Annotated in this window: 19 protein-coding genes and 2 rRNA genes; 13 read left to right on the top strand and 8 right to left on the bottom strand. The window is 52.6% G+C overall.

Annotation, left to right across the window (positions count from 1 at the left end; all coding sequences use genetic code 11):
• The 3 genes from JBO43_RS06465 to JBO43_RS06455 form a co-directional block, all read left to right on the top strand.
• Positions 1-104, top strand: a 23S ribosomal RNA gene (locus tag JBO43_RS06465); the annotation flags it as partial.
• Between the two features lie 96 nt (positions 105-200).
• Positions 201-316 (top strand): 5S ribosomal RNA (rrf, locus tag JBO43_RS06460).
• Positions 317-544: 228 nt separating this feature from the next.
• Positions 545-1,840 (top strand): MFS transporter, encoded by a 1,296-nt coding sequence (locus JBO43_RS06455; RefSeq protein WP_095282958.1) that lies wholly within the window; start codon positions 545-547, stop codon positions 1,838-1,840.
• Here the strand turns inward: JBO43_RS06455 and JBO43_RS06450 are convergent.
• The 5 genes from JBO43_RS06450 to trxC form a co-directional block, all read right to left on the bottom strand.
• A complete protein-coding gene (locus JBO43_RS06450) occupies positions 1,837-2,160 on the bottom strand; it encodes a YfiM family lipoprotein (RefSeq protein WP_202673927.1) in 324 nt (107 codons plus the stop codon). The genes JBO43_RS06455 and JBO43_RS06450 overlap by 4 nt on opposite strands.
• 43 nt (positions 2,161-2,203) lie before the next feature.
• Positions 2,204-3,559 (bottom strand): CDP-diacylglycerol--serine O-phosphatidyltransferase, encoded by a 1,356-nt coding sequence (gene pssA / locus JBO43_RS06445; protein ID WP_103947272.1) that lies wholly within the window; start codon positions 3,557-3,559, stop codon positions 2,204-2,206.
• A gap of 110 nt (positions 3,560-3,669) precedes the next feature.
• Positions 3,670-6,333 (bottom strand): bifunctional acetate--CoA ligase family protein/GNAT family N-acetyltransferase, encoded by a 2,664-nt coding sequence (locus JBO43_RS06440; protein ID WP_202673926.1) that lies wholly within the window; start codon positions 6,331-6,333, stop codon positions 3,670-3,672.
• Between the two features lie 35 nt (positions 6,334-6,368).
• Positions 6,369-7,067 (bottom strand): tRNA-uridine aminocarboxypropyltransferase, encoded by a 699-nt coding sequence (gene tapT / locus JBO43_RS06435; RefSeq protein ID WP_202673925.1) that lies wholly within the window; start codon positions 7,065-7,067, stop codon positions 6,369-6,371.
• 69 nt (positions 7,068-7,136) lie between these two features.
• A complete protein-coding gene (gene trxC / locus JBO43_RS06430; RefSeq protein ID WP_095282953.1) occupies positions 7,137-7,556 on the bottom strand; it encodes a thioredoxin TrxC in 420 nt (139 codons plus the stop codon).
• 206 nt (positions 7,557-7,762) lie between these two features.
• Here trxC and JBO43_RS06425 point away from each other — a divergent pair, with 206 nt between their 5' ends.
• Positions 7,763-8,860 carry a tRNA/rRNA methyltransferase gene (locus JBO43_RS06425; protein WP_095282952.1) on the top strand — a complete coding sequence of 366 codons (1,098 nt, stop codon included), beginning with the start codon at positions 7,763-7,765 and terminating at the stop codon, positions 8,858-8,860.
• 63 nt (positions 8,861-8,923) lie between these two features.
• Here JBO43_RS06425 and ung read toward each other — a convergent pair whose 3' ends face one another.
• Complete coding sequence (gene ung / locus JBO43_RS06420; RefSeq protein WP_103947275.1) at positions 8,924-9,613, bottom strand: uracil-DNA glycosylase; 690 nt, start codon at positions 9,611-9,613, stop codon at positions 8,924-8,926.
• 314 nt (positions 9,614-9,927) lie between these two features.
• On the opposite strand from ung, the gene grcA reads away from it, so the two are divergent.
• Positions 9,928-10,311: an autonomous glycyl radical cofactor GrcA gene (gene grcA / locus JBO43_RS06415; protein WP_095282950.1), complete on the top strand. Its 384-nt coding sequence runs from the start codon at positions 9,928-9,930 to the stop codon at positions 10,309-10,311.
• A 52-nt stretch (positions 10,312-10,363) separates the two neighbouring features.
• On the opposite strand, the gene srmB is transcribed toward grcA, so the two are convergent.
• On the bottom strand, positions 10,364-11,695 hold the full coding sequence (srmB, locus tag JBO43_RS06410; RefSeq protein ID WP_095282949.1) for an ATP-dependent RNA helicase SrmB: 1,332 nt from the start codon (positions 11,693-11,695) through the stop codon (positions 10,364-10,366).
• Between the two features lie 131 nt (positions 11,696-11,826).
• Between srmB and trmN the strand changes: the two genes are divergently transcribed.
• On the top strand, positions 11,827-12,564 hold the full coding sequence (gene trmN / locus JBO43_RS06405) for a tRNA(1)(Val) (adenine(37)-N(6))-methyltransferase TrmN (RefSeq protein ID WP_202673924.1): 738 nt from the start codon (positions 11,827-11,829) through the stop codon (positions 12,562-12,564).
• Here trmN and nadB read toward each other — a convergent pair.
• The gene (nadB, locus tag JBO43_RS06400; protein ID WP_103947277.1) at positions 12,549-14,168 is read right to left on the bottom strand and encodes an L-aspartate oxidase; all 1,620 of its coding nucleotides are present in this window, start codon (positions 14,166-14,168) and stop codon (positions 12,549-12,551) included. The genes trmN and nadB overlap by 16 nt on opposite strands.
• Before the next feature lie 325 nt (positions 14,169-14,493).
• On the opposite strand from nadB, the gene rseD reads away from it, so the two are divergent.
• The 7 genes from rseD to lepB all read left to right on the top strand — a co-directional run bounded on the left by rseD (position 14,494) and on the right by lepB (position 20,245).
• A complete protein-coding gene (gene rseD, locus JBO43_RS06395; RefSeq protein ID WP_233210446.1) occupies positions 14,494-14,598 on the top strand; it encodes a rpoE leader peptide RseD in 105 nt (34 codons plus the stop codon).
• On the top strand, positions 14,595-15,170 hold the full coding sequence (rpoE, locus tag JBO43_RS06390) for an RNA polymerase sigma factor RpoE (RefSeq protein WP_095282946.1): 576 nt from the start codon (positions 14,595-14,597) through the stop codon (positions 15,168-15,170). The genes rseD and rpoE overlap by 4 nt, the downstream gene beginning before the upstream one ends.
• Before the next feature lie 31 nt (positions 15,171-15,201).
• Complete coding sequence (gene rseA, locus JBO43_RS06385; RefSeq protein WP_095282945.1) at positions 15,202-15,855, top strand: anti-sigma-E factor RseA; 654 nt, start codon at positions 15,202-15,204, stop codon at positions 15,853-15,855.
• On the top strand, positions 15,855-16,808 hold the full coding sequence (gene rseB, locus JBO43_RS06380; protein ID WP_095282944.1) for a sigma-E factor regulatory protein RseB: 954 nt from the start codon (positions 15,855-15,857) through the stop codon (positions 16,806-16,808). The genes rseA and rseB overlap by 1 nt, the downstream gene beginning before the upstream one ends.
• Positions 16,805-17,281, top strand: coding sequence for a SoxR-reducing system protein RseC (gene rseC / locus JBO43_RS06375; protein WP_202673923.1), 477 nt, complete (start codon positions 16,805-16,807; stop codon positions 17,279-17,281). The genes rseB and rseC overlap by 4 nt, the downstream gene beginning before the upstream one ends.
• A 185-nt stretch (positions 17,282-17,466) precedes the next feature.
• On the top strand, positions 17,467-19,266 hold the full coding sequence (gene lepA, locus JBO43_RS06370) for a translation elongation factor 4 (RefSeq protein ID WP_095282942.1): 1,800 nt from the start codon (positions 17,467-17,469) through the stop codon (positions 19,264-19,266).
• A 16-nt stretch (positions 19,267-19,282) separates the two neighbouring features.
• The gene (lepB, locus tag JBO43_RS06365) at positions 19,283-20,245 is read left to right on the top strand and encodes a signal peptidase I (RefSeq protein ID WP_103950368.1); all 963 of its coding nucleotides are present in this window, start codon (positions 19,283-19,285) and stop codon (positions 20,243-20,245) included.
• The last annotated feature ends 125 nt before the right edge of the window (positions 20,246-20,370 follow it).

Below are 20,370 nucleotides of genomic sequence, written 5' to 3'. Positions count from 1 at the left end.
GGGTCCTGAAGGAACGTTGAAGACTACGACGTTGATAGGCTGGGTGTGTAAGTGCAGCGATGCATTGAGCTAACCAGTACTAATGAACCGTGAGGCTTAACCTTACAACGCCGAAGATGTTTTGGCGGAAGACAGACATCATATTCAGCTTGATAACAGATTAATTGACCTGCAGCGATGCGGGTTGATAACAGAATTTGCCTGGCGGCTTTAGCGCGGTGGTCCCACCTGACCCCATGCCGAACTCAGAAGTGAAACGCCGTAGCGCCGATGGTAGTGTGGGGTCTCCCCATGTGAGAGTAGGGAACTGCCAGGCATCAATTAAGTGAAGAGGTCATCCGGAAGGATGGCCTTTTTGCGTTTTTGTCCTTTCTCAAATCATCAAACACTATTCCAGTAACTCTTCCTAATCGCTTACTCTGCTAAGTAAATGTGTGATCTAAATCACAATGTTAAATATAACAAAAATATAACATTTCATTTACTAATGATTGGGGCATTCAGCTTCCAACGCGCTTAAGTCTTATGGCAGGAGCACAGTAAAATGACTGAAAGTATCACATCGCACGGGACGCTGGCTGACAGCGATACCCGGCGCAGGGTATGGGCGATCGTCAGCGCCTCATCAGGTAATCTGGTCGAATGGTTCGACTTCTACGTTTACTCGTTTTGTTCCCTCTATTTTGCCCATATCTTTTTCCCGTCCGGGAATACCACAACCCAGTTGCTACAAACCGCAGGGGTATTTGCTGCCGGATTTCTGATGCGGCCGATTGGCGGCTGGCTATTTGGCCGAATTGCAGACAGACAGGGGCGCAAAACCTCAATGCTGATCTCCGTTTGCATGATGTGTCTGGGATCGTTGGTGATCGCTTGCCTGCCTGGGTATGACACCATCGGCACATGGGCACCTGCATTGCTGTTACTGGCTCGTTTGTTCCAGGGGCTCTCAGTCGGTGGTGAATATGGCACCAGCGCCACTTATATGAGTGAAGTTGCTGTTGAGGGACGGAAAGGTTTTTACGCTTCTTTCCAGTACGTCACACTCATCGGCGGGCAGTTACTGGCTATTCTGGTTGTGGTCGTTCTGCAGCAGATCCTGACCGATGAACAATTACATTCCTGGGGATGGCGAATTCCTTTTGCGATGGGGGCCGTTCTGGCCGTGGTCGCTTTATGGCTGCGTCGCCAGTTGGATGAAACTTCGCAAAAAGAGGTAAGGGCACTTAAAGAAGCAGGATCGATGAAAGGGTTATGGCGCAACCGCAAAGCCTTCTTGATGGTATTAGGATTCACCGCTGGCGGTTCACTCAGCTTTTACACCTTCACAACGTATATGCAGAAGTATCTGGTCAACACCACGGGAATGCATGCCAATGTTGCAAGTATCGTGATGACCGCCGCGTTGTTTGTATTCATGCTCATCCAACCGTTGATCGGCGCGCTGTCAGACCGAATCGGGCGGAGGACATCGATGTTAATCTTCGGTGGATTATCCGCTGTTTGCACAGTCCCTATTTTGTCTGCGCTGCAGCATGTTTCTTCACCGTATGCCGCGTTCGCGCTCGTTATGCTGGCGATGGTGATCGTCAGTTTTTACACCTCGATCAGTGGAATATTAAAAGCGGAAATGTTCCCTGCCCAGGTCCGCGCTTTAGGGGTGGGATTGTCTTATGCGGTGGCTAACGCGCTCTTCGGTGGTTCTGCAGAATATGTCGCGCTAACGCTGAAGTCGGTAGGAAGTGAAAACACCTTTTTCTGGTATGTGACCGTCATGGGGGCGTTGGCATTTATTGTTTCGCTGATGCTGCATCGCAAAGGAAAAGGCATTCGACTTTAATAATGAGCCAGCTGCCACACGGCAAAGCCGGTTGTGGCACCGGCCACATCCCATGCAAAATCTTTCCAGCTCCAGCCGCTCCCAGCAGGGCGGCTGTCCCACAATTCTTTAGAGGCACCAAGGCTTACGGAAAACATGAGTCCGTAAACCGCGCTGCGATCGCGGCTGTAACCCTGGCGTTGTACGTATTCATTGCCCGCTGCAGAGAGCATTGCCGAGGCGATAAAATGCTGAGCCTTATCCTGACCTTGCCAACTGTCATTGGCCATATGGCTGCAGCCTGAAAGCAAGAAGGGAGAGAGCAGGAGAAAGTTTCGCATAACGGACTCCAAAAAAAGCCCCGTCGATGACAGGGCTGGTTCGTTACAGAATACGGCTGATGAGGCGGTCAATACGAATACGACGTAACCGGCGGATAAGCTTACGTACTTTCACCGGATAATCTGCAATGCTCTGCAAATCGCGGTAATGGCGAACGGTTGTCGTATGAGTACGAATCAATTCGAGTTCACGGTCACGCTGAGCAGAAAGCTCGTGTCGTGGATCGTGGATCAGGATGGCGTTTTCCAGATCCAGACGCCAGGCTCGCGGATTGAGGTTATTCCCGGTCAGAAGCATCCAGTCGTCGTCAACCCACATCCCTTTGAGATGATAGCTATTGTCTTCGTCTTTCCAGAGGCGCACCACCAGTTGATCGGTGTTAACGTAATACTGTAGGCGGCTCAGGAAGCGACGTAGGTTGATCTCATACAGATACGGCAACGCACCGATAATCTTGAACGGCTGATCTTCCGGGATAAAGAAGTCGTTGGCGGTCTTATCCCCGACAATGATTTCGACTTTTTTACCGTCGCGCAGCAGCTGAATGATGTTGCGGACCAGTATCGCCGGTAAGTTGAAGTACGGCGTACAGATCGTCAGCTTTTGCTCAGTACACGGCATCAAATGATAGATGGTTTTATTCAGCAGGCTGGATTTCCCCAGGCCCACCAGAGGCGTAACGGAAAGCTGTTCGTTATCTGCATCACCCTGGAAATGATAGACCGCATCACGCAGTTCCTGACGGAAAAGGCGGATGTCATTTTTGATTTCCGGGCTCTTTGGACGATGAGGATCGTCAAGGCGATTCACACCACGGCCATGCACCAGGTTCTGATCGACCCAGTTAAACATGATGTCCGTCATCTGTGCGTTGCGGATCAGGTGATAACGGTCGTAGCGATATTTATCGAGTTGATGCAGGTAAACGTCATTGAGGCTGGCACCGCTGTACAGCACACAGTCATCAATGATGAAACCTTTGAAATGCAGAACACCAAGTGCTTCACGTGTGTTAACGGGCACTCCGTAAACACGAACATCAACCCCTGGGTTTTCTTGCGCCATACGGCAGTACCAGTCAGCATTGGTATTGGACGCTGCCGCACCAATTCGACCGCGTTGCGCGCGATGCCAGTCAACCAGTATACGAACGTCAAGTTCCGGGCGCTGGCGTTTAGCTTCATAGACAGCACTTAAAATAGCGCGTCCGCCTTCATCCTGTTCAAGATAAAGCGCCACAATGCAAATACGCTGCGTGGCGCTCGCGATCTTTTCCAGAAGCGTCTCCCTGAAATGGGCGGGAGCGTAAAAGAACTCGACATCATCAACTGACTGAGAAATCTTCGGTAGTTGAGCAAGGTGTTGTTGATGTTTGTTACGCTTAAATTTTGACAACATCACAGTGCGTATCTTCTCTGTTCATTGAAGGGTTATCTGGCATCTGCAGACAACATAAGTGGACAATGATACCACCAGTGCTTGCTAAAGTGGTCAACATTTCCAGTACCTTACTCTTGAGCGGACGTCGCTGCCAGACGGAGCGAGAGGGCGACAATCCCTTCGTCCAGCTGAACATCTACGTCAAATCCAAGTTTGCGCGCCAGGGTAATCATGCCCCGGTTATTGGGCATAGTAATCCCATTCAGGCAAAGTAATCCGTGATCGCGCGTGTATCCGATCAGTTTTTCCAGCAGCCGCCGCCCAAGTCCAAGACCTTTTAGATCGGAGCGAACCAGCACGGCAAATTCCGCATCTATGTTGTCAGGATCAGAAATTGCGCGCGTAACGCCGAGGATCTCATCGCCTTCTTCACGATGGCGAACGGCAACAAACGCCATTTCCCGATCGTAGTCGATCTGGGTCATATTGGCTAAATCTTCATGGGTAAATTCGCTGATTTCACTGAAGTAGCGATAGTACAAATCTTCTTTCGTGACTTGCGCGATAAAGGCCCGCAGCTGCGGCTCATCTTCAGGCAGGATAGGGCGAAACAGCACCTGCTCGCCATTTTTCATCTCCACCCACTCTTCCAGCTGCAGAGGATACGGGCGAATCGCCAGCCTGCTTTCCCGGTCACCTGTAAACGGCGCAATATCCAGCGTCACGTCCAGCGCGATAAACTCATTGCCAGAAGCCAGTAGCGGATGAATATCCAGCCGCTGGATCTCGGCGCAATCGACGATCAGGTTCGACACCTGGACGAGAAACTGACTCAGACCGGCAATATTCAAAGCCTGGAGTGCGCTGCGCCCGCGGATTTTTTTACTCTTAATCGCCTGAATAACCAGGTACCGCGCCAGATTCATGTTCAGCGGCGGCAGCGCGACGACTGCCTGCTCTTCCGGTCGCCACTCAACGCCTCCTTCCCCCAGCATAATCAGCGGGCCAAAGACCGGGTCGTGCTCCACGACCACTCTGAGTTCCTGCGCCCCGGCGCGGTTCGCCATGCTCTGAACCAAAAGACCGTGGACTCTTGCCTGCGGCCAGGCCATTTTGACGCGATCGAAAATCGCCTCAGCGGCCTGCTGTACTTCCGCTGCCGTACGCAAATAAAGCATGACGCCCTGCACATCCGATTTATGCGGAATATCAGGAGAACGAAGCTTTAGCGCCACTGGATAACCAATCTGCTCGGCAATATGCACTGCCTCGGCGCTGTCGCTCGCGATCCAGGTGGGCAAGGTTTTCATGCCATAGGCATCCAGAATCGGTTGTACCTCATGGGTATCAAGCGAAGATGCCCCCTCTTCAATTGCCTGGCGCAGCAGATTGTGGGCTTCGGTCGCATTAGCCGCCAGATTACCGGGTAATGCCGGTGTTTCTCTCAACTGCTTCTGGTTGCGACGGTATTCCACCATATGCATAAATGCGGTAATGGTGCCTTCTGGCGTGCGATAGGTCGGTAATCCCGCTTCGCTGAAGAGACGTCGCGCTTCCTGTGAGGAATACTCTCCGCACCAGTTGGTCAGCAGGCTGACATATTTTCCGCGAGGATGATTCTTGACGGCATCAATCAACGCTCGAGCGCTTTGGCTGCCGGGTGCAACTGCGCTAGGCGAATGAATCACCATCAACGCATCAAAATCCTGGCTATCCAGTAATATTGAGATGGCCTGGATATAACGTTCGCTGCTGGCATCGTCCCGTAAATCAAGCGGATTGCCCGGCGTTACGCTTGCAGGCAACGCTTCACGTAGCCGATGGAGTGTCTCCTCGCTCAGCGCGGCCAGCTTTCCGTTGCGTAACCACAGTTCATCAAGGGCGAGTGCGGCAGGCGCCGCGCCATTACTCAAAATCATCAGCCTTTCACCCCGCAGCGGGCGCATATGGCTTAAGGTCTCTACCGCAGAAAACAGCTCATGAGTATCCTGCACACGCAGCAAACCGGCGCGCTGAATGGCGGCATCCCAGGCTGGGTCCATCCCCGAGTGAGAATGCAGTAAGCGCTGCGCCGCCGGGCTACGACCACTTTTAATCACCAGAATCGGTTTATTACGTGAGGCGCTACGAGCAGCGGAGACAAAGCGGCGCGCATCGCTCAGATGTTCGAGATACAAAAGGATTGCGCTGGTTTTACTGTCACGGGCCAGGAAATCCAGCAGTTCATCGACATCAATATCCAGGCTATCGCCCAACGCGATGAAATACGAAAATCCCATCTCACGCTGCTGCGCCCAGTCGAGAATGGTGTTGGAGACAGCCGCTGACTGGGAGATAAACGCCAGTTTGCCCTGACGGATTGGCACCGGAGAAAAACTGGCGTTCAATCCCTGCCACGGAGCCAAAAGCCCCAGGCTGTTAGGCCCAAGCAAGCGCATCTGATATCGGCTCGCGCAGGCCAGTAATTCTGCCTGCTGCTCAGGCGGTGAAGAGAGAATAATACAGGTTTTGCACCCTTTCTCACCCAGTGCTTCCAGCAGGGTGAGATTGCGCTTGGCATGAGTACAGAGGATGGCGAGATCGGGGACGAAGGGCAGGCTTTGTATGTCAGGCCACGCCAGCACGCCCTGAACGGCTTTATACGCCGGGGTGACAGGCATGACCGGGCCATTGAATCCACCGGCCAGCAGGTTGCGCATCATTAAATATCCGGCGCGGTCGGGCTTCATGGATGCCCCGATCACGGCGATAGATTTAGGGCGGAGTAGCGCTTCTAGCCCTCGCTGGCTCATACAAGTCTCCTGTAAACGCGAGTGACCTGATGATTTTAAACGCTTTCCGGCTCTTCTGCTGTGACGCTTCCCGTACGAATGGGTTTTCCTGCCAGATAGCGCTCGCGAAAGCACGAAAAATGCTTGCCCAGAGCGCTGGCGGCGGCAGTATCGTTTGCCAGATCCAGCAGGGCGATGGCGACTTCCGCCGTGCAATACTGCCCCTCAACATGGGCTTCACGCAGACGATAAGCAGACACGCGTGAAAGATCGACAGAAATCACCGGCAATGCATCCAGGTAAGGGCTTTTACGAAACATTTTTCGTGCTTCGGTCCAGGTGCCATCCAGCATAATAAAAAGCGGCGGTTTGCCTGTTGGGGGCGCAGAAATCACCTCGCGATCCGCGCCAGCATAGGATGCGGGGAACACCACCATTGGCTGATAATCGGGATTGGCGACCAAATCGAGAAGCGCCTGCGGCGGCTCGGTGCGAGACCACTGAAACGCAGCTGTGTTTGGCAAAATATCCGCGATCAACCGTCCGGTATTGCTGGGCTTCATAGGTTCGGTGTCGAACATAACCAGGCAAAATCGGCTCTGTGCATGGCTGGCTGTCAGTGTTTCGCACAAGCATTGTTTCAGCGGCAGCAGGCAACGCTGGCAGCGGCGAACACGGTTGCCACGAGCAAGAAAAGGACGGGTCGCACGCGCAAGGCGTTCGGCGCGCAGCTGGAGTACGGCGTTATCAGTCATGGGAGGGGCGCATAAAAAACGCCATTCTCGCAGAGGGAAGAACGGGGCACAAGATATGCCCCGTGAATGTTAGATGCTTTCGTTCAGCCAGCTTTCAAAAGGAGCCTTCGGCACGGCACCGTTGAGCATATCGACGACTTCACCGTTTTTGAAAATCATAATGGTCGGAATACTGCGAATACGAAAACGAGCACTTAACTCACGTTCAGCCTCAGTATTCACCTTCACGAAGCGTATTTTACCGCTACGCTCTTCTGCGACATCTTCAAAGATCGGCGCAAAGTTACGGCACGGGCCGCACCAGGGAGCCCAGAAATCGACCACGACTGGCAGATCGTCTTTCAGTAATTTATCAAGGGTTTCGCCGGTTGCGTTAATCACGTCGCCATCGAAAAGCTCATGACCGCAACGCCCGCATTTTGCCCCATCATCAATTCGGTCATCCGGAATGCGATTGAGGGCCTGGCAGTTGGCACATACGGTATTCATAACTAACCTCTGATAGAGCAGTGGGACAAAGCGGCAAAATGCCGATAATGTTTCGGATATGTTACATATTATCATCGACCCTGTTTGAAACGACAATGCGTTTTATTCAATGGGAACAATAGTCACAGGCTTTTGTACGAAATAATGGCTATGCGCTGACACATCGGGTAATCTGCGCGCTTCGCGCAGCGCTGGTGGAGAAAAGCATGAACGACGAACTGAAGAATAAAAGCGGCAAGGTCAAAGTGATGTATGTCCGCAGTGATGATGATTCTGACAAACGCACCCAAAATCCGCGTACCGGAAAGGGTGGGGGGCGTCCGGGTCCATCTCGTGCAGACGGTGGCCGTCGCCCCGCCCGCGATGACAGAAATAACCGTGGTGATGACCGCAAACGTGATGACCGCAAGCCGGGCGATCGCCGCCGCGACGACCGTCCACGTGATGATTTCCCACGTGATGCCTCACCGTGGCGTACCGTTTCCCGCGCACCGGGTGAAGAAGCACCGGCAAAAGCCGATCACGGCGGAATTAGTGGTAAGAGCTTTATCGATCCGGAAGTTCTGCGCCGTCAACGCGCAGAAGAAACCCGAGTCTATGGCGAGAATGCCTGTCAGGCCCTGTTCCAGAGCCGTCCGGAATGTATCGTTCGCGCCTGGTTTATCCAGAGCGTTACGCCGCGTTTCAAAGAAGCCCTGCGCTGGATGGCGGCAAACCGCAAAGCCTACCATGTGGTAGATGATGCTGAGCTGACCAAAGCATCCGGTACAGAGCATCACGGTGGCGTTTGCTTCCTGATCAAAAAACGTAATGGCACGACCGTCCAGCAATGGGTTAGTCAGGCTGATGCCGACGATTGCGTGCTGGCGCTGGAAGATGTGGGCAACCCTCACAATCTGGGTGCGATCATGCGTAGCTGCGCACATTTCGGTGTGAAAGGCGTGTTGTTGCAGGATGCGGCGGTTGTCGAATCCGGTGCGGCGATTCGTACTGCCGAAGGTGGTGCGGAGCACGTACAGCCTATTACGGGCGAAAGCGTTCTGGATGCCATCGAAGAGTTCCGCAAAGCGGGCTACTCTATCGTGACAACCTCCAGCCATAAAGGTACGCCGCTGTTCGAAGCGACACTACCGCGCAAAATGGTGCTGGTGCTGGGTCAGGAACGTGACGGACTGTCTGATGCGGCGCTCTCTTCTGCCGATCTGAGCGTTTCCATCGCGGGTACTGGCAAAGTAGAAAGCCTCAACGTTTCCGTTGCAACTGGCGTCCTGCTGGCTGAATGGTGGCGTCAGAACAAAGCATAATGAGCTTTGTGTTCTTATGCCCGGTGAATGCCGGGCATATATCCTCTTATTCCTTCTAAAAAATCACTCACTTTCCGCCGGTAACACGGGCATCCAGTCGATTGGTGCTTCATTGCGTTTTTTCAGCCATTCATTCGCCAGTACAAAGTGATTACAGCCAAAAAAGCCGCGATGAGCCGACAGTGGCGAAGGATGCGGCGCTTTCAGGATATGATGACGTTGCCCATCGATAATTGCCCCTTTCTTCTGCGCGTGAGCGCCCCACAGCAAAAAGACCACGCCTTCACAATGTTCATTGATGAGGCTAATGACTTTATCCGTAAAGGTTTCCCAGCCCAGGCTAGCGTGAGAATGGGCTTGCCCTGCGCGAACGGTTAACACCGTATTGAGCAGCAGAACGCCCTGACGTGCCCAGCTCTCCAGGTAGCCATGCAGAGGCCGGGTAAATCCAGGTATCGAACCTTCCAGCTCTTTATACATATTCAGCAGCGAAGGGGGCGTGGCAATCCCCGGACGTACTGAAAACGCCAGACCGTGCGCCTGTCCCGGACCGTGATACGGGTCCTGGCCCAGAATCACCACTTTCACATCATTGAGTTCGGTATAGCGAAAGGCGTTAAACACATCTTTCTGCGGGGGATAGATCGTCTGACCGGATTGCCGTTCTGTGGCGACAGTGCTGAGCGTATTCACAAAATAGGGTTGTTGTTTCTCTTCTGCCAGCACGTCATGCCAGGTCTTAAGGGTAGTCATGATGCTCTCCTGCATATCTTAATGGCGACTAGCTTAACCGTTTAAGAGAAGGGAATAAAATCCATCGCGAAATTTGCCCCTAAGTCTTTCAATTTAATTTGAAATACTCAAATTAATGCTGTTTATGGTCTGGTGTAAATTGATTTAAAACAATAAAATCAAACCACACTCTTTGTGCGGTCGGTGATTTTGTTGATTTAAATCAAAGAATCATGGTGTGGCGGCTGATATATATACACTCAAGCAACAATGGTTTTACCAATTGGCCGCGAGAGGCCGACATCCATGAATTAATGTAGCCCTGGAGGCAAAACATGATTACAGGTATCCAGATTACTAAAGCTGCAAACGACGATCTGCTTAACTCTTTCTGGCTGCTGGACAGCGAAAAAGGCGAAGCGCGATGCGTCGTTGCTAAAGCCGGTTTCGCTGAAGACGAAATCGTCCCGGTCAACAAGCTGGGTGAGATTGAGTACCGTGAAGTGCCAATGGAAGTTCAGCCAGAAGTTCGCGTAGAAGGGGGTCAGCACCTGAACGTTAACGTTCTGCGCCGTGAAACTCTGCTAGACGCAGTTGAACATCCAGAGAAATACCCGCAGCTGACCATTCGTGTTTCTGGCTATGCGGTACGCTTCAACTCTCTGACCCCAGAACAGCAGCGTGACGTTATCGCGCGTACCTTTACTGAAAGCCTGTAAGGTTTGAAGTTTTGGGGAAATAAAAAAGCCGGGTGATTAACCCGGCTTTTTTTTACTCTTCGTTTTGTGAAGTCGGCGTAGTGCCACTTGGCTTACGGCGCTTACCAATGTTTTTGGCATCGCGATGACGGTTCTTCACGCGCGGCTTCTCTTTTGCTTCTTCTTTTTTCTTCTCTGCACGCTTCGCGAGCACTTTCTTGGACGGTTTACCCGTCATTTTTTCGCTCGGCGCACGCGTGGTTGGACGCAGTTCATCAATGACGCGGGCTTTGACTGGTTCTTCGATGTAACGTCCCACTTTCATCAACAGCATGTAGTCGTGCGCTTCAACCAGTGAGATCGCAATACCCTTACGGCCTGCACGACCAGTACGGCCAATGCGGTGCAGATAGGTATCACCGGTACGCGGCATGTCGAAGTTAATGACATGGCTGACATCAGGAATATCGATACCGCGCGCGGCTACGTCGGTGGCAACCAGAACGTTGACGCGACCTTCGGTCAGACGCTTAATGCCTTCGGTACGCTTCGCCTGTGGCATATCGCCTTCAAGATAGCAGTTATCGATACCGGCTGAACGCAGCATATTCGCCAGCTCATGCACACGCTCGCGCTTACGCACAAACACGATGGTACGGGTGGTGTCATCTTGCTTCAGCAGGTGCTTGAGCAGCTCAACTTTGTGCTCAAGATTGTCGGCGCGGTAATACCACTGGTGGATCTTTTTGCGCTCACGCGTGGACGGCGTAGCAGACACTTCAGCCGGCTCATTCAGCAGGCGTTCAGCGAAGTCTTTAATCGCGTCACCTTCCAGAGTGGCAGAGAACAGCATCGTCTGTTTGCGCCAGCGCGTTTCGCCCGCAATGTGTTCGATATCCTGTGCAAAGCCGAGTTCCAGCATACGGTCTGCTTCATCAAGGATCAGCGTTTCCACAGCGCGGCAGTCAAAGTTTTCTTCTTTGATGTACTGCATCAAGCGTCCGGTTGTCGCCACCACAATATCCTGGTTCTCACTGAATACTTCGGCGTGGTTCATATAGGCGACACCACCGGTGATGGTGGCGATATCCAGATGCGTATTCGCGGCCAGTTCACGGGCATGTTCTGCGACCTGCACGGCTAATTCACGTGTCGGTGTCAGGATCAAAATGCGCGGTGGGCCTGATTTCTTGCGTGGGAAGTCGATCAGATGCTGCAAGACAGGCAGCAAATATGCCGCCGTTTTACCGGTGCCTGTCGGCGCAGAACCGAGTACATCACGGCCTTCTAACGCAGGCGGAATTGCAGCCGCCTGGATGGCAGTTGGGCGTGTGAAGCCTTTATTCTGGAGAGCTTCCAGCAGGCATTCATCGAGTTCAAGTTCGGAAAAAGTCGTTACAGTCATGTTCTACCTCTGTGTGGGGCGCTGATTATAGACGTTATGGCTGCAATCTTCATCTGTTTGTGGATATCCCTTTTCCGCCACTTCGCTTTCCCCTATGCTAATCCAGTTTTATTTAAGAAGGTTGCTTGGACATGTCTCAACCCAAAGCGCAGTTGCGCCGCGATGGTTTTACCTTTAAACAGTTTTTTGTGGCTCACGATCGCTGTGCGATGAAAGTCGGTACTGACGGTATCTTACTGGGTGCGTGGGCGCCCGTCGCGAAGGTTAAGCGAATTTTGGATATTGGTGCTGGAAGCGGGCTATTGGCGCTGATGCTGGCACAACGAACCGAGCAGCATGTCACTATTGATGCGGTTGAACTTGACGAGCTAGCCGCCAGTCAGGCCGGGGAGAACGCTGCCGAATCACCGTGGGCGTCTCGCGTTCGGGTGGAATGTGCCGATATTCTCGCATGGGCGCCAGAGCAAACCGCGCGCTACGATCTGATTGTCAGCAACCCGCCTTATTTTGAACCGGGCGTAGAGTGTGCCACGCCTGAGCGTAATCAGGCGCGTTACACAGGCTCGCTGGATCACCAGGCGTTGTTGATATCGGCGGCGAATTTGATCTCAGAAGAGGGCTTTTTCTGCGTCGTTTTGCCTGAAAGCACCGGCAACGTGTTTATTAAAAAAGCACTCGAGATGGGCTGGTTCTTACGTTTACGAACCGATATTGCCGATAACGAAGGACGACTGCCGCACCGCGTTTTATTAGCACTCTCCCCAAAAGAAGGAGAATGCTTTAGCGACAGGATGGTTATTCGTGGGCCAGATCAGTGCTACTCCGAAGCCTACACCGCGCTGACCCAGGCGTTTTATCTGTTTATGTGAGCGAGCGGAGCCAGCACCGAAGGGCCGGATACTGCTAATTGATCGGGGTAGTCCAGCGTGTAATGCAGGCCCCGACTCTCTTTGCGCATCATCGCACAGCGGACAATCAGCTCCGCGACTTGCACCAGATTGCGCAATTCCAGCAGATTGTTCGAGACGCGGAAGTTAGCGTAATACTCGTCAATTTCCTGCTGCAGCATCGTGATCCGGCGCAGTGCACGCTCAAGGCGTTTGGTGGTACGCACGATCCCGACGTAATCCCACATAAAGAGCCTCAGCTCATGCCAGTTGTGCTGAATCACAACCAGTTCATCAGGATTATCCACCCGACTTTCATCCCATGCAGGAAGACTCTCCACCTGACGGGCATACGGCATCCGTTTGGTAATATCTTCTGCGGCTGACCAGCCGTAAACCAAACACTCCAGCAGCGAATTTGACGCCATGCGGTTCGCGCCGTGAAGCCCGGTATAACTCACTTCACCGATAGCATACAGACCATCGACATCGGTACGGCCATGATCGTCCACCATTACGCCACCGCAGGTATAGTGTGCGGCGGGAACAATCGGCACCGGTTCTTTGGTCAGGTCGATCCCAAGGCCCAGTAATTTCTCATAGATTGTCGGGAAGTGCTGGCGGACAAAATCAGCGGGCTTATGGCTGATATCGAGATACATACAATCAACGCCGAGACGTTTCATCTCGTGGTCAATGGCGCGGGCCACGATATCGCGCGGGGCAAGCTCGCCACGCTCGTCGAAGTCAGGCATAAACCGCGTGCCGTCAGGACGCTTGAGATACGCGCCTTCACCCCGCAGGGCTTCGGTTAGCAGGAAATTACGCGCTTGCGGATGGAAGAGGGCGGTTGGGTGGAACTGGTTAAACTCCAGATTGGCGACGCGACAGCCTGCGCGCCATGCCATCGCAATTCCGTCCCCGGAAGAGATATCCGGGTTAGTGGTGTATTGATACACCTTGGATGCGCCACCTGTTGCCAGTACCACGGATTTCGCCTGGCAGGTTTCAACTGTCTCTTTGTTGCGATTCCAGACCCACGCACCGACAACACGCCGTGTGCCTGGCAAGCCAATTTTATCGGAGATAATCAGATCCACCGCATTACTGCGTTCCAGGATCTGAATATTGGGGTGATTGCGCGCCTGACTCACCAGTGTAGTTTCGACGGCTTTGCCAGTGGCATCAGCGGCATGAAGAATACGACGATGGCTATGACCGCCTTCTCGGGTGAGATGGTAGCCCTCTTCACCGTTCGGCTGGACGTGAGTATCAAATAACACGCCTTGATCGATAAGCCATTGAACGCAATGACGAGCATTGCTGGCAACGAATTCCGCCGCATGTGCATCAACAATGCCTGCGCCTGCAATCAACGTGTCTTCTACGTGAGAGGCAATGCTGTCCGTTTCATCAAACACGGCGGCGATTCCGCCCTGTGCGTAGAACGTTGAGCCTTCGCTCATCGGGCCTTTGCTCAGGACAATAACTTTCTGATGTGAGGCCAGTCGCAGCGCCAACGAAAGCCCGGCCGCGCCGCTGCCGATAATCAGTACGTCACAATGCAGTTCTGGAGTTGTGTTCATGATGTTTGTTTAATTTACTAAACAGTGTTTGGCCAGAATAGCACTCGAATGCGATGAATCGCACGTTTTTTTTAGGTCGTGTTGCGCAGCCTAAACATAAACAGAAGCTCAAAAAACGCGTAAAAGAACGAAAATATTTTGCGAAGCAGATCGTTAGCTTCAGATTATGTGGTGAAATAAACCCTGTCTTGCGGTACTCTTCGGGCAGCAAAAATACCATTTCTTATCAGAAACTGGGGTACGTATCGTTAACAGACATATAATGAGAGAAAATGAACTGTCTGCATCACGATGAACAAAAACAAAGGCGTAACGGAACTTATTGATGAACATACACTCTAACCTCGTGCTTGCTCACATTGCAGTGTTTTTAGAGTGGCGTTTCGATGACGCGTGGAATTTAGGTTTGGGGAGACATTACCTCGGATGAGCGAGCAGTTAACGGACCAGGTCCTGGTTGAACGGGTCCAGAAGGGAGATCAGAAAGCCTTTAACTTACTGGTGGTTCGCTACCAGCATAAAGTGGCGAGTCTGGTATCCCGCTATGTGCCGTCAGGAGATGTTCCTGATGTGGTGCAAGAGTCATTCATAAAGGCCTATCGTGCGCTGGATTCTTTCCGGGGAGATAGTGCTTTTTACACCTGGCTGTATCGCATTGCAGTCAATACAGCAAAGAATTATCTGGTCGCTCAGGGCCGTCGTCCGCCGTCTAGTGATGTGGATGCCATTGACGCTGAAAACTTCGAAAGTGGCGGTGCGCTGAAAGAAATTTCGAACCCTGAGAACTTAATGTTGTCAGAAGAACTGAGACAAATCGTTTTTCGCACGATCGAGGCACTCCCGGAAGATTTACGCATGGCAATTACCTTGCGGGAGCTTGATGGACTCAGCTATGAAGAGATAGCAGCTATCATGGATTGTCCGGTCGGAACGGTTCGTTCGCGAATCTTCCGTGCGCGAGAAGCTATTGATAATAAAGTTCAACCGCTTATCAGGCGTTGACGATAGCGGGATACTGGAAAAGGTATTAGGCATGCAGAAAGAAAAACTTTCCGCTTTAATGGATGGTGAAACGCTGGACAGTGAGCTGCTTAACGAGCTCTCTCACTCTCCCGAGATGCAAAAGACCTGGGAGAGTTACCATCTCATCCGCGACTCTATGCGCGGTGATACGGGCGATGTTCTCCATTTCGATATCTCTGCACGCGTAATGGCGGCAATTGAGAACGAGCCTGTACATCAGACCACTCCGCTGATTCCTGAAGCCCAACCTGCGCCGCATCAATGGCAGAAGATGCCATTCTGGAAAAAAGTGCGTCCGTGGGCCAGCCAACTCACCCAAATGGGGGTGGCTGCATGCGTATCGCTTGCAGTTATCGTTGGCGTCCAGCACTATAACGGTCAATCAGAAGCTAACCAGCAGCCTGAAGCGCCAGTGTTCAACACTCTGCCGATGATGGGTAAAGCAAGTCCGGTTAGTTTGGGTGTGCCAGCCGCCGATGCATCAGTCAGTCCGGGCCAGCAACAGCAGGTTCAGGAACAGCGTCGTCGCATTAATGCGATGCTGCAGGACTATGAGTTGCAGCGTCGTCTGCACTCTGAGCAGCTCCAGTTTGAGCAGGCACAGACCCAGCAGGCTGGTGTGCAAGTGCCAGGAAACCAAACTTTAGGAACGCAATCGCAGTAATGAAGCAACTTTGGTGCGCCATGTCCTTAGTGGCGGGTAGCCTGTTCTTTTCTGCCAACGCCTCGGCTGATTTATCGTCCGGGGCGTTGTTGCAGCAAATGAATATGGCCAGCCAGTCACTCAATTATGAGTTGGCTTTTGTCAGTATCAACAAGCAGGGCGTTGAGTCGTTGCGCTATCGTCATGCTCGTCTTGATAACCAGCCGCTCGCCCAGCTATTACAACTCGACGGTCCGCGCCGTGAAGTTGTTCAACGCGGTAATGAAATCAGCTATTTCGAACCGGGTCTCGAGCCGTTTACGCTGAATGGCGATTACATTGTCGATTCACTCCCGGCCCTCATCTACACCGACTTCAAGCGTCTGTCGCCTTACTACGACTTTATTTCCGTTGGCCGTACACGCATTGCGGACCGGCTGTGCGAAGTGATCCGCGTGGTGGCGAGGGACGGTACGCGTTACAGCTACATTGTCTGGATGGATGCTGAGAGCAAACTGCCGATGCGTGTTGATCTGCTCGATCGTGATGGCGAAACGCTGGAACAGTTCCGCGTCATCTCCTTCTCGGTAGATGGTCAGGTGGGCAACAGCATGCAGAATCTGGCGAAAGCGAGCCTTCCGCCGCTTCTGTCAGTGCCGGCAGGTGATACCGTGAATTTCAACTGGGTGCCATCGTGGATACCGCAAGGTTTTAGCGAAATATCCAGCAGTCGCCGTCAGCTTCCGACCATTGAAACACCGGTTGAGTCGCGCCTCTATTCTGATGGATTGTTCAGCTTCTCAGTGAACATCAACCGCGCGACGGCCAACAGTAGCGATCAAATGCTGCGTACGGGGCGCCGGACCGTGAGCACAACCGTGCGCGACAATGCTGAAATCACTATTGTGGGCGAACTTCCCCCGCAAACGGCGAAGCGTATTGCTGACAGTATTAAATTCAGGGCCGCACAATGATCAAAGAATGGGCCACGGTAGTGTCGTGGCAAAATGGCGTCGCGCTGGTGAGCTGTGACGTGAAAGCATCATGTAACAGCTGTGCCTCACGCGCAGGCTGCGGCAGCCGGGTACTAAACAAACTCGGGCCTCAAACCACACACACCATTTCCGTGCCGAGCGAACAGCCGCTGACGGTTGGGCAAAAAGTTGAACTGGGTATTGCTGAAGGCAGCCTACTGGGTTCTGCGATGCTGGTGTATCTCTCACCCCTGGTTGGATTATTTGTTGTCGCCGGCATTTTCCAGATGCTGTTTGGCACTGATCTTGCGTCAATGTGTGGCGGAGTTTTGGGTGGCGTCGGTGGTTTTATGCTGGCGCGCGGCTTTTCTCAGAAGCTTGCTGAGAAAGAAGCCTGGCAGCCCATTATCCTCAGCGTGGGGTTCCCGCCAGACATGCTTCGTGTTGAAACGCTCTCTTCAGAAGCCCGGTAAATCATCGGGCTTTATCTTTATTTACATCCCAGAACTGAAAACGTCCTTCCCTGACGCTATGCTTGGCTTGAAGAGCATTTCCTGGTGACGAAGATGTAGTGTAGAATGCTGCGTTTTCGCACTGAAAAACGTCAGGCTAAGAACAGCGGCCTCCAGGAATTCGTAAGGCATAATTATTTAACTATATGAAGAACATACGTAACTTTTCGATCATTGCTCACATTGACCACGGTAAGTCGACGCTGTCTGACCGTATTATCCAGATTTGCGGTGGCCTGTCTGATCGTGAAATGGAAGCCCAGGTACTGGACTCCATGGACCTGGAACGCGAACGCGGTATTACCATCAAAGCGCAGAGCGTGACGCTCGACTACAAAGCCCTTGATGGTGAAACTTATCAACTGAATTTCATCGACACTCCAGGCCACGTTGACTTCTCCTATGAAGTTTCTCGTTCTCTGGCAGCCTGCGAAGGTGCGCTGCTGGTGGTCGATGCCGGGCAGGGCGTAGAAGCTCAGACCCTGGCGAACTGCTACACCGCGATGGAAATGGATCTTGAAGTGGTGCCGGTTCTTAACAAAATCGACCTGCCGGCCGCCGATCCTGAGCGTGTTGCAGAAGAGATTGAAGACATCGTCGGCATCGATGCCACTGATGCGGTGCGCTGCTCTGCGAAAACCGGCGTCGGTGTTCCTGATGTGCTGGAACGTCTGGTGCGTGATATCCCTGCACCGGAAGGTGACGCGGATGGCCCGCTGCAAGCACTGATCATCGACTCCTGGTTTGATAACTACCTTGGCGTTGTGTCGCTGGTCCGTATTAAAAACGGCACCATGCGTAAAGGCGACAAAATCAAAGTGATGAGCACCGGCCAGGTGTACAACGCTGACCGTCTGGGCATTTTCACGCCGAAACAGGTTGACCGTACCGAGCTGAAATGCGGCGAAGTGGGCTGGTTGGTATGTGCGATCAAAGACATCCTGGGCGCGCCAGTAGGCGATACGTTGACTCAGGCGCGTAATCCGGCAGACAAAGCGCTTCCGGGCTTCAAAAAAGTGAAGCCACAGGTTTATGCGGGTCTGTTCCCGGTCAGCTCTGACGATTACGAAAACTTCCGTGATGCGTTGGGTAAGCTGAGCCTGAACGATGCCTCTCTGTTCTATGAACCAGAAAGCTCCACCGCGCTGGGCTTCGGCTTCCGCTGCGGCTTCCTGGGTCTGCTGCACATGGAAATCATTCAGGAACGTCTGGAGCGCGAATATGATCTGGACCTGATCACCACGGCCCCGACCGTAGTGTATGAAGTTCAGACCACCAACAAAGAGATCATCTACGTCGACAGTCCTTCCAAGCTGCCGCCGCTGAACAATATCGAAGAGTTGCGTGAGCCGATCGCCGAATGTCACATGCTGCTGCCGCAGGAATACCTCGGTAACGTCATTACCCTGTGTATCGAGAAGCGTGGCGTGCAGACCAACATGGTTTACCACGGTAACCAGGTTGCGCTGACCTATGAAATCCCGATGGCGGAAGTGGTACTCGACTTCTTCGACCGTCTGAAGTCGACCTCTCGCGGCTATGCGTCGCTGGACTACAACTTTAAACGCTTCCAGGCGTCCAACATGGTGCGTGTAGATGTATTGATTAACAGCGAGCGTGTCGATGCGCTGGCGCTGATCACCCATAACGATAACGCGCCGTACCGTGGTCGTGAACTGGTCGAGAAAATGAAAGAGCTGATCCCACGTCAGCAATTTGATATCGCGATTCAGGCTGCCATTGGCAACCACATCATTGCCCGTGCAACAGTGAAACAGCTGCGTAAAAACGTCCTGGCGAAATGCTACGGCGGTGACGTTAGCCGTAAGAAGAAACTGTTGCAGAAACAGAAAGATGGTAAGAAGCGTATGAAGCAGGTCGGTAACGTTGAGCTGCCACAGGAAGCGTTCCTTGCCATTCTGCACGTTGGCAAAGACGGAAAATAATCCTTAAGGAGTTGGCATGGCGAACATGTTTGCCCTGATCCTGGTCATTGCGACCCTGGTGACGGGGCTGTTGTGGTGTCTGGATAAGTTTATTTTCGCCCCTAAGCGCCGCGAACGTCAGGCTATTACCGGTGAACAACTGGATGCGAAAACCATGAAAAAAGTCAGCCCTAAACCGGGCTGGCTGGAAACAGGTGCTTCTGTTTTCCCGGTTCTGGCGATTGTACTGGTGGTGCGTTCGTTTATTTATGAACCTTTCCAGATCCCGTCCGGTTCGATGATGCCAACGCTTTTGATTGGCGATTTTATTCTGGTAGAGAAATATGCCTATGGCATTAAAGATCCTATCTACCAGAAAACGCTAATCGAAACCGGTCATCCAAAACGTGGTGATATCGTGGTCTTCAAATACCCTGAAGATCCACGTCTGGATTACATCAAACGTGCCGTCGGCCTGCCAGGCGATAAGGTGAGCTACGATCCAGTGGCGAAAGAAGTGACCGTTCAGCCGGGCTGTAGCTCTGGTACGGCGTGTGAAAACGCGTTGCCGATCACCTACTCCAACGTTGAGCCAAGCGATTTCGTGCAGACCTTTGCCCGTCGTAACGGCGGGGAAGCGACCAGCGGTTTCTTCCAGCTGCCAAAAGGCGAAACCAAAGAAAACGGGATTCGTCTGGTTGAGCGTAAAGAAACGCTGGGTGACGTGACGCACCGTATTTTAACGGTGCCGATCGCCCAGGATCAGTTGGGGATGTACTACCAACAACCTGGTCAGCAGCTTGCTACCTGGATTGTTCCACCAGGACATTACTTCATGATGGGTGATAACCGCGATAACTCTGCGGACAGCCGTTACTGGGGCTTTGTTCCGGAAGCCAATCTGGTCGGCAAGGCAACCGCCATTTGGATGAGTTTCGAGAAACAGGAAGGTGAGTGGCCGACCGGCGTTCGCCTGAATCGCATTGGCGGAATCCATTAATTCCTGTTATTTGCGCACATAACCCTCGTAACTGAGGGTTATGTGAATTATTTAAGAGATAATCTCACCTGGCTAACGACATACCCTGTCGTTGCGTATAGAATATTCCCCCGAAGTTTAAGGTT

The organism is Lelliottia jeotgali (genome assembly GCF_016771845.1).
Taxonomy (GTDB): domain Bacteria; phylum Pseudomonadota; class Gammaproteobacteria; order Enterobacterales; family Enterobacteriaceae; genus Enterobacter; species Enterobacter jeotgali.
The sequence above is the reverse complement of the archived record's forward strand: the minus strand, read 5'-3'. Positions and strand labels throughout refer to the sequence as shown.

Bases quoted from the DNA above. Each gene is read 5' to 3' on its own strand.
- JBO43_RS06455 (WP_095282958.1), top strand. From the start codon at position 545: ATGACTGAAAGTATCACATCGCACGGGACGCTGGCTGACAGCGATACC.
- JBO43_RS06450 (WP_202673927.1), bottom strand. From the start codon at position 2,160: ATGCGAAACTTTCTCCTGCTCTCTCCCTTCTTGCTTTCAGGCTGCAGC.
- pssA (WP_103947272.1), bottom strand. From the start codon at position 3,559: ATGTTGTCAAAATTTAAGCGTAACAAACATCAACAACACCTTGCTCAA.
- JBO43_RS06440 (WP_202673926.1), bottom strand. From the start codon at position 6,333: ATGAGCCAGCGAGGGCTAGAAGCGCTACTCCGCCCTAAATCTATCGCC.
- tapT (WP_202673925.1), bottom strand. From the start codon at position 7,067: ATGACTGATAACGCCGTACTCCAGCTGCGCGCCGAACGCCTTGCGCGT.
- trxC (WP_095282953.1), bottom strand. From the start codon at position 7,556: ATGAATACCGTATGTGCCAACTGCCAGGCCCTCAATCGCATTCCGGAT.
- JBO43_RS06425 (WP_095282952.1), top strand. From the start codon at position 7,763: ATGAACGACGAACTGAAGAATAAAAGCGGCAAGGTCAAAGTGATGTAT.
- ung (WP_103947275.1), bottom strand. From the start codon at position 9,613: ATGACTACCCTTAAGACCTGGCATGACGTGCTGGCAGAAGAGAAACAA.
- grcA (WP_095282950.1), top strand. From the start codon at position 9,928: ATGATTACAGGTATCCAGATTACTAAAGCTGCAAACGACGATCTGCTT.
- srmB (WP_095282949.1), bottom strand. From the start codon at position 11,695: ATGACTGTAACGACTTTTTCCGAACTTGAACTCGATGAATGCCTGCTG.
- trmN (WP_202673924.1), top strand. From the start codon at position 11,827: ATGTCTCAACCCAAAGCGCAGTTGCGCCGCGATGGTTTTACCTTTAAA.
- nadB (WP_103947277.1), bottom strand. From the start codon at position 14,168: ATGAACACAACTCCAGAACTGCATTGTGACGTACTGATTATCGGCAGC.
- rseD (WP_233210446.1), top strand. From the start codon at position 14,494: ATGAACATACACTCTAACCTCGTGCTTGCTCACATTGCAGTGTTTTTA.
- rpoE (WP_095282946.1), top strand. From the start codon at position 14,595: ATGAGCGAGCAGTTAACGGACCAGGTCCTGGTTGAACGGGTCCAGAAG.
- rseA (WP_095282945.1), top strand. From the start codon at position 15,202: ATGCAGAAAGAAAAACTTTCCGCTTTAATGGATGGTGAAACGCTGGAC.
- rseB (WP_095282944.1), top strand. From the start codon at position 15,855: ATGAAGCAACTTTGGTGCGCCATGTCCTTAGTGGCGGGTAGCCTGTTC.
- rseC (WP_202673923.1), top strand. From the start codon at position 16,805: ATGATCAAAGAATGGGCCACGGTAGTGTCGTGGCAAAATGGCGTCGCG.
- lepA (WP_095282942.1), top strand. From the start codon at position 17,467: ATGAAGAACATACGTAACTTTTCGATCATTGCTCACATTGACCACGGT.
- lepB (WP_103950368.1), top strand. From the start codon at position 19,283: ATGGCGAACATGTTTGCCCTGATCCTGGTCATTGCGACCCTGGTGACG.